The sequence below is a fragment of the Actinoplanes sp. NBC_00393 genome (genome assembly GCF_036053395.1).
GTDB lineage: Bacteria > Actinomycetota > Actinomycetes > Mycobacteriales > Micromonosporaceae > Actinoplanes.
In genome coordinates this window covers 7,366,019-7,377,822 of record NZ_CP107942.1, presented here as the reverse complement: position 1 = coordinate 7,377,822, position 11,804 = coordinate 7,366,019, and the positions used below count along the sequence as shown (strand labels likewise).

Below are 11,804 nucleotides of genomic sequence, written 5' to 3'. Positions count from 1 at the left end.
GCTCCGTCAGAGAGAGGAAGGCCGCGATGCTGTGCTGGTTCTGCGCCGAGGGGGCACGCGCGACGTGCCGGTTCTGCGGGCGGGGCGTGTGCCCGGAGCACGCCCGGTTCGGGCCGTTCCTGCTGGAGGTCACCCGCTCGGTGGTCCGGGACCGCAGTGAGGCGCTGGTGGTCGAGGACGCGGTGCAATGCGGCACCTGCCGTCCCCGACCACAGCCGGTGGCCATGCCCGAGTTGGACTAGACGTTCGCGTACGGGGTGGTCGCGCTGGTCAGAGCCCGGCGCAGGACCGACTTCGGGCGGGCGCCGACGAGGGATGCGGTGACCACGCCGTCGCGGAAGAAGAGCAGGGTCGGCATCGAGGTCACCCGGTGGTCGCGGGTGGTCTCCGGGTTGGCGTCCACGTCGAGCTTGACGATGCGTACCTGCCCGTCGAACTCCTCGGCGAGCTCGGCCAGGACCTGCGCCATCGGGCGGCAGGGCGGGCACCACTCGGCCCAGAAGTCGACCAGCACCGGGATCGGTGACTGCTTGACGACCGCTTCGAAGGTGTCGTCGGTGACGTCGGTCAGGGATTCATCTGGCATCGGATCTCCCGGTTGTCGAGCGCTTGGCCCAGCTGGTCCTGCAACCGGTCCCGCACCTCGGTGAGCCGGGCGAGGTAGTCGTCCACCTCGGCCAGCCGGCGGCGCAGCACCGCCACCGAGTCGGGGCACACGTGGCCGGCGTCGTTGCCGGCCCGCAGACAGGCGACGAAGGGCTTGATGTCGTCCAGGCCGAAACCGTCGGCGAGCAACGTACGGATCTCGTGCACCACACGCAGCTCGGCGTCGTCGTACTGGCGGTAGCCGTTGCCGTCCCGGCTGGGGCGGACCAGCCCGTGCTCCTCGTAGTAGCGCAGCGTCCGCGGGCTGGTACCGGCCCGTTCGGCCAGCTCTCCGATCAGCATGCTCCGACGGTATGCCTTGACGTCGGCGTCAAGGCAACCGCCGGCGCCGGGGCGGACTCGCAAGATCGTGGGAGGATGAACACATGGTCGACGGTCCGGTGGCGTTCGTGCTCGGTGGCGGCGGTGTCCTCGGCGCCGTCGAGGTCGGGATGCTGCGGGCGTTGTTCCGGGCCGGCTTCCGCCCCGACGTCGTCGTGGGCACGTCGATCGGCGCGGTCAACGGCGCACTCGTCGCCGCCGATCCCGCCGAGTCGGTCACCGACCGCCTGGTCCGGCTGTGGACGTCGCCGGAGGCCGCCGCGGTGTACGGCGACTCGCTCGGCCGCCAGATGCGGCGCTTCGCCGCGCGTACCCATCTGCACTCGCCGCGTCCGCTGCGCCGGCTGCTGGAGGGCGAGCTCGGGGAGGGCGCCGCGTTCGCCGATCTGAAGATCCCGTTCCGCTGTTGCGCGGCCAGCATCGAGCGGGCGGCCGAGCACTGGTTCGACAGCGGGCCGCTGATCGACGCGGTGCTCGCCTCCTCCGCGGTGCCCGGGCTGCTCCCGCCGATGGAGATCGGTGGCGAGCACTATGTGGACGGTGGCATCGTGAACTCGATCCCGATCGGCGAGGCGGTCCGGGTCGGCGCGAAGCTGATCTTCGTGCTCCAGGTGGGCCGGGTGGAGCGGCAGCTCGCCGTTCCGCGCCGGCCGTGGGAGGTGGCTCAGGTGGCGTTCGAGATCGCCCGCCGGCACCGGTTCGCCCGGGAACTTGCCTCGTTGCCCGACGATGTACGGGTGCATGTGCTTCCCAGCGGTGGCGGTGAGAGCCGGGACGACTCCCCTTGGGCGTACCGGGACATGGCGTCGGTGGGCCGGCGGATCAGTCGCGCGTACACCGCGTCCCGTCGCTACCTCGCGGCCAATGTGCATCCGCTGCCGGAGGCGGGTGGTCGTTGATGGGGTTGCCGCCGGTCTGGGTACGCCGTCTGCTGATCGCTCCCGCCGTCGTGCTGCTCGCGTCGGCGCTGCTCACCACCCTGCCGGTCTGGCTGCTGATCGCGCTGGCCGTCTCGCCGCTGATGCCTGGCCGGCTGCGGGTGCCACGGGTGGTCTTCCTGGTCATCGTCTACCTGGTCTGGGACGCGGTGGCGCTGATCGTGCTCGCCGTCCTCTGGGTCGCCTCCGGTTTCGGGTGGAAGATCCGAAGTGCCGCGTTCCAGCGCGCGCACTACGTGGTCACCGGGCATTTTCTTCGTACGCTGTTCTGGTTCGCCCGCTGGTCGCTGCACCTGGCGATCGACGTGGTGGGCACCGACCCGGACACTGCGCAGCCCGGCCGCCCGGAGATCGTGGTGAGCCGGCACGCCGGCCCGGGTGACTCGTTCACCCTGATCCACGCGCTGGTCAACTGGTTCGCCCGGGAGCCGCGGATCGTCCTGAAGGCGACGCTGCAGTGGGACCCGGCGGTGGACGTGCTGCTCAACCGGCTGCCCAACCGGTTCGTCTCGCCGGGGCGGACCGGCACGTCGACTCTCGAGGAGCAGATCGGCGACCTCGCCACCGGCCTGGACCACAACGACGCCTTCGTGATCTTCCCGGAGGGCGGCAACTTCACCCCGCGCCGCCGGACCAGCGCCATCGCCCGGCTCCGGGCCCGTGGCCTGCATGACATGGCCGTGAAGGCCGAGGGCCTGCGCAATCTGCTGCCGCCGAAACCGGGCGGGCTGCTGGCCGCGATCGAGGCCGCGCCGGACGCCGGGGTCATCTTCGTGGCGCACACCGGCCTGGACCGGATGCTGAGCGTCTCCGACGTCTGGCGCGAGCTGCCGATGGACAAGCGGTTGGTGATGCGTTTCTGGAGTGTGCCTCCGGAGGAGGTGCCGGCCGGTGAGCAGGACCGCATCGAGTGGCTCTACGACTGGTGGGCCCGCATCGACGCGTGGATCGAGGAGAACCGGCCGGACACCGTTCCGTTGTGGACGCCGCTGGGTCAGCCGCCCAGGGCGCGGTAAACGTCCTCCGGGGCCTCGACGACCTGGGCGGCCGGCGGGCGCGCGGCGGTCACCGTTGTGCCGTAATCGGTGTAGAGCGCCTCGAGCACCGTCGACTGCGGCAGCTGGAGCGTCAGCGCGGAGAGGCGGCCCTGCTCGTCGAGGCCGGCGGTGAACGGCACCCGCTGAGCGGCCGGGCCGTACCCCTCGATGGTCACCTTGTCGAGGCCGGCGACGCCGGTCGCCTGGGTCAGATCCACCGTGCCTGCGTAGCTGCGCGCGCCGGTCGAGTGCACGTCGGTGGTCGAGCTGATCAGCCGGGCGGTGTCGACCGGGTCGATCCGGCCGGGGCGCAGGCCGGTGTTCGCGCCGTCCGGCAGCCGGCTCATGTCGAGGTGGGTCCAGGTGTCGCCCTTGGTGATGCCGGGGATCTGCGCGTACAGGTCCTGGCCGACCAGCAGCGACTTCACGGTGAGTTCGGTGTTGGTGCCGGAGGCTTTCAGCTCGGCGGTGCCGTTGCCGTTCGGCGCGTCGATCAGCGCGGTGAGCTGGAAGCCGACACCGGCGGTGACGGTCAGCTTGAAGCTTTCGCTGTCCAGCTTGGCGGTGGCGTCGGCGAGGGCCTGGACGGCGGCCGGGTCGGCCGAGCCGGCCGCGGACGGCGCCGTGGCCACCGGCGTGGATGCGGAGGCGGAGCTGGAGGCCCCGGGCCCGGCCACGCCGTTGTCAGCACAGCCGGCCATCGCGAGGGCGGCCGTGGTCGCCGCCGCGAGGCCGATCCCGGCGAACCGTGATGTCCGCATGTCGATCCCTCCTGCCGTGCCGGCGGTCGGGTGACGCCGGTCGATGGCGGAGTTCCCGATCGCGCCGAACGGCAAACGGACACGGCGGGTTAAACGGACACCTCAGGCTGTGATCGAGGCGAGCATCTCGGCCGGCATCTCGACGACCTGCGACGCCGGCGGCTTCTGGACCGTCACTGCGCTGCCGAAGTCGTAGTACGTCGTGGTGATCTTCCCGGCGAGCGGGCTCAGACTGTTCATGTCGAGCACGAGTTCGGTGAGCCGGCCCTGCGCGTCGACCTCGGCGGTGAACGGCACGGCGGCGGCCTTGTCACCCAGCGCCTTCAGGGCCGACTGGTCGGCGTCCGGCGTCTTGGTCATGTCCAGCGAACCCCGGTACGACCCGTCACCGGTTCTGGTGACCCCGGTGGCCGCCGAGATGAATTTGTCGGCGCTCGCCATGTTCTCCGGGTTCAGGTCGCTGCCGGCCGGGATCTTCGCCGCGTCGACGTGCATCCACTTGCCGCCGGAGACACCCTCGTACCGCATGTACAGGTCCGCGCCGATGAGCCGGATGGCCATGACCATGGTCTCGCCGCTCATCGACATCTTCATGGTCATGTCGAACTTCTTGTTCGCCGTGTCGGCCGCCCCGGCGGCCTCCATGCCGGCCGACATGGCCATCTTCATCTTCATCGACTCGTCCTTGAGCCGGTCGGCGGCCGCGGTGAGCTCGGTGATCGGGTCGGCCGCGGCGACACCCGGACTCGCGCCGGAGCTCCCGCCGCAGGCGCTCAGCCCGAGCGCGACGACGACCACAACCCCAAGAACCGGCAGACGCTGAAATTTCATATGTTTCCCCTCATTGATGTCCGAAGCGTCGCCCACCATAGCGACCCGCTCCACCAAATCGCGGGCCGATTTTCTTGACGATCATGGGCGGGGCATGATGGGTCGCAGCGGTCCGCACGCGCACGCACAGGGGAGGACTCGTGAGATTCGAGGTCAGCAAGGTCCTCGACGCCATCGAGGCCCGGCTCACCACCGACCCGGCTCTGGCCCGGGGTGTGGTTGATCTGTCAGAGGTCGTCCGTTACGCCGACCTCGATGGTGGTCGCCCGGCCAGCCTGGTACGCCTCGGCCTTCTGGTGGACGCGCTCGGCCGGCACGTGGCCGAGGAGAACGTCCCCGTCTACGCGATCGCCCCACGCGGTCTCATCTCGGACACCGACCTCACGTCGAACGAGCGCATGGTGGTCCGGCGCTGGGCTGACGACGGCAAGATCGAGGTCGTTCCGCAGATCGAGGACCGGGTGCTCGAGGTGGCCGAGATGCTGGGGCTTCCGGTGCTCACCCGCGACCGGGAGGACCGGTTCCGGGACCGCCGGCCGTGGGTCACCGACCCGGGCCGGCTGCTCGCCCTGGTGTCGAACGCCGGCGGGCCGGTGCTGGTGGCCCGGGTGGGCCGCGGAGAGGCGCTGCCGCAGGCGTCCCGCTCACCACTCGGTGAGCGGCTGCTCGCCCGGGTGTGGAGCTGTCCCGCGCCGAACTGCAACAGCTACGGCAACGGTGGCGACCCGGACAGCCCGTTCGCCGACATGCGTACCTTCACCAGCCCGGTCGCGCAGCCGCCGCCCACCCTGCGGGCCGGCGCGCCGACCTGCCCGCGGCACGGGGAGCGGCTCCGGGACACCGGCGCGCGCCCGGCCACCGAGGTCTTCTCGGTACGCATCGACGGCGTGATCCGGCAGCGTTTCGTGGTCTCCGAGGAGACGCCGGTGACCGTCGGCCGGGCCCCCGAGGGCGGTTCCGGGATCATGCTCGGCCAGTGGCTCACCGACGACGCCCGCAAGTGGATCAGTCGCGGTCACGTGCGGTTCGCCCTGCGCGGTGGTGAGGTGACCGTCCAGGACATCAGCACCAACGGCAGCGGCATCCGGCCCGGCGGCTCCTTCGACGACCAGGACCGGATCACTCTCAAGCGGGAGGAGAGCCGGGTGCTCGCCGCGGACGACGTGGTGGAGCTCTACGCCGGGGTGCACGTCGGCCGGTCCAACCTGTGGGCCAGCGGCGGCGTCGTGCAGCCCGAGTCGGTGATGGGCGAGGCGCCCACGATGGCGTTCCGCCCGGTCGGCCGCTGACCTTCTCGATGGGCGCCGCCGACGGCGGCGCCCATCGAGCTCAGCCCGCCAGCACCGCCGCGAGCTGCGCCAGCGCGTGATCCAGGTCGGCCTCGGTGACCACCAGCGGCGGGGCCAGCCGGATCGTCGACCCGTGCGTGTCCTTGGCCAGCACGCCACGCTCGGCCAGGCGTTCGCACGCCTGCCGCCCGGTCATCAGCGCCGGGTCGATGTCCAACCCGGCCCAGAGACCCCTACCGCGTACGCCCACCACGCCCTTGCCGATCAGTGCCTCCAGCCCGGCGTGCAACCGTGCCCCGAGCCGGGCCGACCGCTCCTGGAACTCGCCGGTGGCCAGCAGCCGGACCACCTCGGTGCCGACCGCGCAGGCCAGCGGGTTCCCGCCGAAGGTGGAGCCGTGCTCGCCGGGCCGCAGCACACCGAGCACGTCCCGGTTCGCGGCGACCGCGGAGACCGGGACGATGCCGCCGCCGAGGGCCTTGCCCAGCACATACATGTCCGGTACGACGCCGTCGTGCTCGATCGCGAAGGTCTTCCCGGTCCGGCCCAGACCGGACTGGATCTCGTCGGCGATCATCAGCACGTTGTTGCCGGTGCACAGCTCCCGCACCCCGGCGAAGAAGCCGGCGGGCGGTACGAGCACCCCGGCCTCGCCCTGGATCGGCTCCATGAGCACGGCCACCGTGTTCGGGGTGATCGCCGCACGGACGGCCGCCAGGTCGCCGTAGGGCACCATCACGAAGCCCGGCGTGTACGGCCCGAAGTCGGCCCGCGCGTCCGGATCGTCGGAGAAGCTGACGATCGTTGTCGTACGCCCGTGGAAGTTCCCGCCGGCGACGATGATCTCGGCACGCTCGTCGGCCACGCCCTTGACCCGGTAACCCCACTTGCGGGCCACCTTGATCGCGGTCTCCACCGCCTCCGCGCCGGTGTTCATCGGCAGCACCAGGTCCTTGCCGCAGAGCTCGGCGAGCCCCCGGCAGAACGTGGCGAACTGGTCGTGCACGAACGCGCGGCTGGTCAGCGTGACCCGGTCCAGCTGGGCGTGCGCCGCGGCGATCAGCCCGGGGTGGCGGTGCCCGAAGTTCAGCGCGGAGTATCCGGCCAGGAAGTCGAGGTAGCGGCGGCCGTCGACGTCGGTCACCCAGGCGCCCTCGGCCTCGGCGACGACCACCGGCAGCGGGTGGTAGTTGTGCGCGGTCCAGCGCTCGGCGTCCTCCAGGGCGCCCGGCGTACGGAACTCGACAGTCGTCATGAGCGCACCTCCAGCGTGCAGCACTTCGGTCCACCGCCGGCCTTGCGAAGCTCGGACATGTCGACCCCGATGGTCTGGTAGCCGGCCGCGCGCAGGGCCGCGGCCAGTCGGGTGGCCTGCTCGGCCAGCACCACGGTACGGCCATCGCTGACCGCGTTGAGGCCGAGCACCGCCGCGTCCTCCGGCGTTGCGATGATCGCATTCGGGAACAGCTGCCGGAGCACGGATTGCGAACCCGGCGAGAAGGCCTGCGGAAGGTACGCGATGTTGGTCTCGTCCAGCACGCAGAGCGCCGTGTCCAGGTGGTAGTAAGCCGGGTCGACCAGCTGCAGCGTGATCACCGGCCGCTGGAGGACCTCCTGCGTCTCGGCGTGCGACGCGTGGGCGGTCCGGAATCCGGTGCCGGCGAGCAGCAGGTCACCGGCGAGCAGGATGTCGCCCTCGCCCTCGTTGGTGTGCTTGGGCTCGTGCACGTCGAAGCCGCGCTCACGGAACCAGGCGGAGTACGCCGGGGCCTCGTCGGCCCGCTCGGCGTCCCGGAACTGCACGCCCAGCACCCGCCCGCCGACCACGGTGGCGCCGTTCGCGGCGAAGACCATGTCGGGCAGGCCGGGCAGCGGGTCGATCAGGTCGACGGTGTGCCCGAGGCTGAGGAACGTCTGCCGCAGGTTCTCCCATTGGCTGATCGCCAGCGCGTTGTCGTACGGCGCCGTGGGATCCATCCACGGGTTGATCCGGTACGTGACCGCGAAGTGGGTGGGCCGGCACATGAGGTATCGGCGCGGCGAGGCGTGGAACGTCATGGAAGAAAACGCTAGGCGGGAACCCCTGCCGAATGCTCTGGATCAACCATGCGTACCGCGCCGGATCGTTGCGTGATCGCCCGGGCGCGCGGCGAATCGTTGCGTAGGGCCCGCAGACGCGCTGAGGGAGTGGCGAACCGCCACTCCCTCACCGCGTTGCGATCTCCAGCGCACCGCCGGAGTGTTTTCGGGGCGGGCCGACGCCAGACGTCGTCCCGGTTCCGAGGGGTACGTTGCCGGTGCATCACCGGCGTTGAATGTCAGATACCCGTCAGAATCGGGTCTCAAACTGTGTGTCGAGCCACTGGCGGAGATCGTTTGCCGGCTGCATGTCGGTGCCCAGCCAGGACAGCTGCCCGGCCAGCGCCAGGATGCCGACGACGATGGCGCCGATCGACAGGATCAGGCCGATCAGGGCGTCGGTCTTGCCCGCGATGTGCCGCTTACGGGTCGCGAACAGGCCGGCCATGGAGAGCACCAGGGCGACGGCGGCCACGCCGATGCCCCAGCCCAGCAGCGGTCCGGAGAGCACGAGGAGCGCACCGGCCACACCGAGGATCAGGCCCAGGGTGGCGAGCATGCTGGCCCGCGGCTTGCGGTCGGCGACCGGCACCGGAGCGGGACGGTCGGTGGTGCGGTCGGCGACGGTGGGGTTCACCGTGGCGCGGCCGGTGGTGTTGCGGTCCCGGTCGACCGCGGCGGCGCGGTCCACCTCCGTGCGGGCGGCCGGAATGGTCGCCGTGGTCGCGGTGTCGTCCCGTCGGGGGCTGACCGGCGGCCGGGGGTCATGCTGCGCCGGCCGGTTCTCACGATGCGTCGCGACCGTCTCGGTGCGGTCGGCGTCCGTGTTATCGGCCGTGGTCTGGCGGGAGAACGTCGGGATCCTCACGTCAGCACCTCCTTGACGATGTACGGGTATGACGTGCCTCTATACCCGCACCGCCCGGAAACGACACGAGGGGCACGCGACGCGTACCCCTCGTGTGTGACGGTGGCTCAGCGCAGCGGCGCACCGGTGTGCACGTCGGACGCCTGCCGGATGACGTGGTCGACGATGCCGTACTCCTTGGCCTGCTCGGCCGTGAACCAGCGGTCCCGGTCCGAGTCGCGCTCGATCTCCTCCGGGGTGTGCCCGGTGTGGAACGCGATCCGCTCGTTCATCACCTGCTTGATGTGCAGCATGCTCTCGGCCTGGATGGCGATGTCCGCCGCGGTGCCGCCGATGCCACCGGAGAGCTGGTGCATCATCACCCGGGCGTGCGGCAGCGCGTACCGCTTGCCGGGGGTGCCGGCGCAGAGCAGGAACTGGCCCATCGAGGCGGCCATGCCCATGGCGATGGTCGCCACGTCGTTCTTGATGTACTGCATGGTGTCGTACACCGCCATGCCGGCGCTGATCGAGCCGCCCGGGGAGTTGATGTACAGGGCGATGTCGCGCTCCGAGTCCTCGGAGGCGAGCAGCAGCATCTGCGCGCAGATCCGGTTGGTCACCTCGTCGTTGACCTCGCTGCCGAGGAAGATGATCCGCTCCCGGAGCAGGCGCTCGAAGACCTGGTCGTCGAAGGTCGCGCCGCCGCCACGCATGGTCGTGTCAATGGTCATGGACCCACCCTCTCGCATCCGCTGTTCTACGTCTCACACCCTCTCCCAGGGCGCGCCCGGATCCCAGCAATTCCCCTCAGGGCGAATCCGCTCTCGGCATAATGCGCGGCTACCTTTGATCGTGTGCCGGAGGGACATACGATTCACCGCCTCGCGATGCGTCACCGCGAGCTCTTCACCGGGCGGCCGGTGGCCGCCAGCAGCCCGCAGGGCCGCTTCGCCGCGGGCGCCGCGCTGATCAACGGGAGCGTGCTGCTCGACACCGAGGCGTACGGCAAGCATCTGCTCCATCATTACGAGGACGACCGGATCGTCCACGTCCATCTCGGCCTGTACGGCAAGTTCACCGAGGGCGAGCTGCCGATGCCCGAGCCGGTCGGGCAGATTCGCATGCGATTGACCGGTTCTGGTCACTGGCTCGATCTGCGCGGGCCGACCGCGTGCGAGGTGCTGGAGCCGGCCGCGGTGGACCTGCTGCGGGCCCGGCTCGGCGCGGACCCGCTTCGCGACGACGCCGATCCGGCAGCCGCGTACGCCCGGGTCCGCTCCAGCACGAAGCCGCTGTTCGCCCTGCTGCTGGACCAGTCCATCGTGGCCGGCTGCGGCCTGATCTACGCCAACGAGGTGCTGTTCCGGGCCGGCCTGTCGCCGGAGACACCGGGCGCGGCCATCGACCCGGCGCGCTGGACCGCGCTCTGGGACGACCTGCGGGCGCTGATGAAGGAGGGCGTCGCGCGCGGCCGGATCGACACCGTGCACACCGAGCACACCCCGGAGGCGATGCGGCGGGCGCCGCGCGTCGACCGGCACGGCGGTGAGGTGTACGTCTACCGCCGCCCCGGCCAGCCCTGCCTGGTCTGCGACACCCCGGTGGCCCGCGGCCCGATGGCCGGCCGCAACCTCTACTGGTGCCCGACCTGCCAGCCCGCCGCGGACCGCCCGGTCAGGCGGGCACGGAAGGGGTGACCTCCGGCGCGGTGGCCGACCCGGACGGCTGCGGGGTAGCGGGCGTGGTCGGCTCCGGCTCGGCCGGCGTGCTTGGCTCCGGCTCGGCCGGCCGCACCGGGTCGCCGGGCAGGCCGACCTGGAATCTCTCGGTCAGCCAGGGCAGCAGCCGCTCGAACGCCTCGGTGGTCGCGGGCTGGTTGAAGTCGTGGGCCAGCACGATCGAGCCGGGCCGGGTGTTCTTCTTCACCTCGTCGACGATCCGCTTCACGCGCTGGTCGTAGGTCTCGCCGGCCGGGTGGAACCAGTCGCGCGGGTCCACCTCCCAGTACAGCGAGGTCATCTGCTTCCCGTACGCCACCTCGACCAGCCGGTCGGTGAAGTTGCCGCCCGGCGCCCGGAAGTACGGGATCTCGGCGTCCGGAACCGCGGCCCGGATCGCCGCCGCTGTCCGATCCAGATCATCGCGGATCTTGTCCGGCTTCTTCTTCCCGATCGCCAGGTCGTGGTCCCAGGTGTGGTTGCAGAGCACGTGCCCGGCGTCGACGATCTGCCGGACCAGCTCAGGGTGCGCCTGCGCCTGCGTGCCGACCAGGCAGAAGACCGCCTTGACCTGGTACTTGTCGAGCAGAGCCAAGATCTTCGGGGTCTCGTTCGGGTCCGGGCCGTCGTCGAACGACAGCATGACCACCTGCGAGCCGGTGGTGATCAGCGAGCTCGCCGGGCCGTCACCCTTCGGCACGGTCACCCTCTCCGGGGCGGCCTCCTCACGCTCCGGCGCGGTGCGGGTCGCTTCCGGCGTGGGCGGCGGCGGTGCGGCGGTCTGGGTGGCTGCCGGGCGTGCGGCCGCGGCCGGGGGCTCCTCGGTCTTCGGCCGCTCCGGCTGCTTCTCGGTGATCCGGCCGGCCACCGCCTGCGCGGCCACGTTCATCACGCTGGTGTTCTCGCCGCCGCTCTGCGGGATCGGCACGGCGGTCAGCAGCAGCCCGGCCGCGACCAGGGTGCCGAGCAGGATCTGCGGCCGCTTCTTCGCGGTCTCCAGCCAGGTTTCCAGGGGCAGCGTGCCGGGCGCGCGATGCGTACCGGTCACCGGGCGGGTGCCGGCCCGGCCGCTGGCCTGCGCATGCCGGGCAGCGCGCGACCGGCGCGTTTCGCTCCTGTTCGGGTACGCCTCCGCGCGATGCCTCGCGGAAGCCGAAGTCACAGACCGAGCGGAACCCCGAGTCGCAGACCGAGCGGAACCCGGCGTCGCGGACCGAGCGGCAGCCGGTATTGCGGACCGGGTGGAACCCGGCGTTGCGCGCCGGGTGCCGGCCGGTGTTTCGGGCTGTGCGTGGCGGCCCTCGGTGACGTCCG

At 71.2% G+C, this 11,804-nt stretch carries 14 protein-coding genes; 5 read left to right on the top strand and 9 right to left on the bottom strand.

Annotated elements, in window-relative coordinates; all coding sequences use genetic code 11:
• Positions 1–26 precede the first annotated feature (26 nt).
• Entirely contained in the window at positions 27–242 is a 216-nt protein-coding gene (locus tag OHA21_RS34055) for a hypothetical protein (RefSeq protein ID WP_328462013.1), read from the top strand.
• Here the strand turns inward: OHA21_RS34055 and trxA are convergent.
• Together trxA and OHA21_RS34045 are read right to left on the bottom strand one after the other, a co-directional pair.
• Positions 239–586 carry a thioredoxin gene (trxA, locus tag OHA21_RS34050; protein WP_328462011.1) on the bottom strand — a complete coding sequence of 116 codons (348 nt, stop codon included), beginning with the start codon at positions 584–586 and terminating at the stop codon, positions 239–241. The two genes, OHA21_RS34055 and trxA, sit on opposite strands and share 4 nt — an antisense overlap.
• On the bottom strand, positions 568–948 hold the full coding sequence (locus OHA21_RS34045; protein ID WP_328462009.1) for a MerR family transcriptional regulator: 381 nt from the start codon (positions 946–948) through the stop codon (positions 568–570). Before OHA21_RS34045 ends, trxA begins: the two co-directional genes overlap by 19 nt.
• A gap of 83 nt (positions 949–1,031) precedes the next feature.
• Between OHA21_RS34045 and OHA21_RS34040 the strand changes: the two genes are divergently transcribed.
• Both OHA21_RS34040 and OHA21_RS34035 read left to right on the top strand, forming a co-directional pair.
• A complete protein-coding gene (locus OHA21_RS34040; RefSeq protein WP_328462007.1) occupies positions 1,032–1,886 on the top strand; it encodes a patatin-like phospholipase family protein in 855 nt (284 codons plus the stop codon).
• Positions 1,886–2,941 (top strand): 1-acyl-sn-glycerol-3-phosphate acyltransferase, encoded by a 1,056-nt coding sequence (locus tag OHA21_RS34035; protein WP_328462005.1) that lies wholly within the window; start codon positions 1,886–1,888, stop codon positions 2,939–2,941. Before OHA21_RS34040 ends, OHA21_RS34035 begins: the two co-directional genes overlap by 1 nt.
• On the opposite strand, the gene OHA21_RS34030 is transcribed toward OHA21_RS34035, so the two are convergent.
• Together OHA21_RS34030 and OHA21_RS34025 are read right to left on the bottom strand one after the other, a co-directional pair.
• On the bottom strand, positions 2,920–3,723 hold the full coding sequence (locus OHA21_RS34030; protein ID WP_328462003.1) for a hypothetical protein: 804 nt from the start codon (positions 3,721–3,723) through the stop codon (positions 2,920–2,922). The two genes, OHA21_RS34035 and OHA21_RS34030, sit on opposite strands and share 22 nt — an antisense overlap.
• A gap of 102 nt (positions 3,724–3,825) precedes the next feature.
• Positions 3,826–4,554 (bottom strand): hypothetical protein, encoded by a 729-nt coding sequence (locus OHA21_RS34025; RefSeq protein ID WP_328462001.1) that lies wholly within the window; start codon positions 4,552–4,554, stop codon positions 3,826–3,828.
• 140 nt (positions 4,555–4,694) lie between these two features.
• Here OHA21_RS34025 and OHA21_RS34020 point away from each other — a divergent pair, with 140 nt between their 5' ends.
• Positions 4,695–5,843 (top strand): FHA domain-containing protein, encoded by a 1,149-nt coding sequence (locus OHA21_RS34020; RefSeq protein WP_328461999.1) that lies wholly within the window; start codon positions 4,695–4,697, stop codon positions 5,841–5,843.
• Positions 5,844–5,883: 40 nt separating this feature from the next.
• Here OHA21_RS34020 and rocD read toward each other — a convergent pair whose 3' ends face one another.
• From rocD to OHA21_RS34000, 4 genes are all read right to left on the bottom strand, one after another.
• On the bottom strand, positions 5,884–7,098 hold the full coding sequence (gene rocD, locus OHA21_RS34015; protein ID WP_328461997.1) for an ornithine--oxo-acid transaminase: 1,215 nt from the start codon (positions 7,096–7,098) through the stop codon (positions 5,884–5,886).
• Positions 7,095–7,901: a dimethylargininase gene (ddaH, locus tag OHA21_RS34010; RefSeq protein WP_328461995.1), complete on the bottom strand. Its 807-nt coding sequence runs from the start codon at positions 7,899–7,901 to the stop codon at positions 7,095–7,097. Before ddaH ends, rocD begins: the two co-directional genes overlap by 4 nt.
• 271 nt (positions 7,902–8,172) lie before the next feature.
• Entirely contained in the window at positions 8,173–8,790 is a 618-nt protein-coding gene (locus tag OHA21_RS34005) for a hypothetical protein (protein WP_328461993.1), read from the bottom strand.
• A gap of 107 nt (positions 8,791–8,897) precedes the next feature.
• Positions 8,898–9,503 (bottom strand): ATP-dependent Clp protease proteolytic subunit, encoded by a 606-nt coding sequence (locus tag OHA21_RS34000; RefSeq protein WP_328461991.1) that lies wholly within the window; start codon positions 9,501–9,503, stop codon positions 8,898–8,900.
• A gap of 123 nt (positions 9,504–9,626) precedes the next feature.
• Here OHA21_RS34000 and OHA21_RS33995 point away from each other — a divergent pair, with 123 nt between their 5' ends.
• Positions 9,627–10,469, top strand: coding sequence for an Fpg/Nei family DNA glycosylase (locus OHA21_RS33995; RefSeq protein ID WP_328461989.1), 843 nt, complete (start codon positions 9,627–9,629; stop codon positions 10,467–10,469).
• Here OHA21_RS33995 and OHA21_RS33990 read toward each other — a convergent pair.
• Complete coding sequence (locus OHA21_RS33990) at positions 10,447–11,538, bottom strand: polysaccharide deacetylase family protein (RefSeq protein ID WP_328461986.1); 1,092 nt, start codon at positions 11,536–11,538, stop codon at positions 10,447–10,449. The genes OHA21_RS33995 and OHA21_RS33990 overlap by 23 nt on opposite strands.
• Between the last annotated feature and the right edge of the window lie 266 nt (positions 11,539–11,804).

Bases quoted from the DNA above. Each gene is read 5' to 3' on its own strand.
- OHA21_RS34055 (WP_328462013.1), top strand. From the start codon at position 27: ATGCTGTGCTGGTTCTGCGCCGAGGGGGCACGCGCGACGTGCCGGTTC.
- trxA (WP_328462011.1), bottom strand. From the start codon at position 586: ATGCCAGATGAATCCCTGACCGACGTCACCGACGACACCTTCGAAGCG.
- OHA21_RS34045 (WP_328462009.1), bottom strand. From the start codon at position 948: ATGCTGATCGGAGAGCTGGCCGAACGGGCCGGTACCAGCCCGCGGACG.
- OHA21_RS34040 (WP_328462007.1), top strand. From the start codon at position 1,032: ATGGTCGACGGTCCGGTGGCGTTCGTGCTCGGTGGCGGCGGTGTCCTC.
- OHA21_RS34035 (WP_328462005.1), top strand. From the start codon at position 1,886: ATGGGGTTGCCGCCGGTCTGGGTACGCCGTCTGCTGATCGCTCCCGCC.
- OHA21_RS34030 (WP_328462003.1), bottom strand. From the start codon at position 3,723: ATGCGGACATCACGGTTCGCCGGGATCGGCCTCGCGGCGGCGACCACG.
- OHA21_RS34025 (WP_328462001.1), bottom strand. From the start codon at position 4,554: ATGAAATTTCAGCGTCTGCCGGTTCTTGGGGTTGTGGTCGTCGTCGCG.
- rocD (WP_328461997.1), bottom strand. From the start codon at position 7,098: ATGACGACTGTCGAGTTCCGTACGCCGGGCGCCCTGGAGGACGCCGAG.
- ddaH (WP_328461995.1), bottom strand. From the start codon at position 7,901: ATGACGTTCCACGCCTCGCCGCGCCGATACCTCATGTGCCGGCCCACC.
- OHA21_RS34000 (WP_328461991.1), bottom strand. From the start codon at position 9,503: ATGACCATTGACACGACCATGCGTGGCGGCGGCGCGACCTTCGACGAC.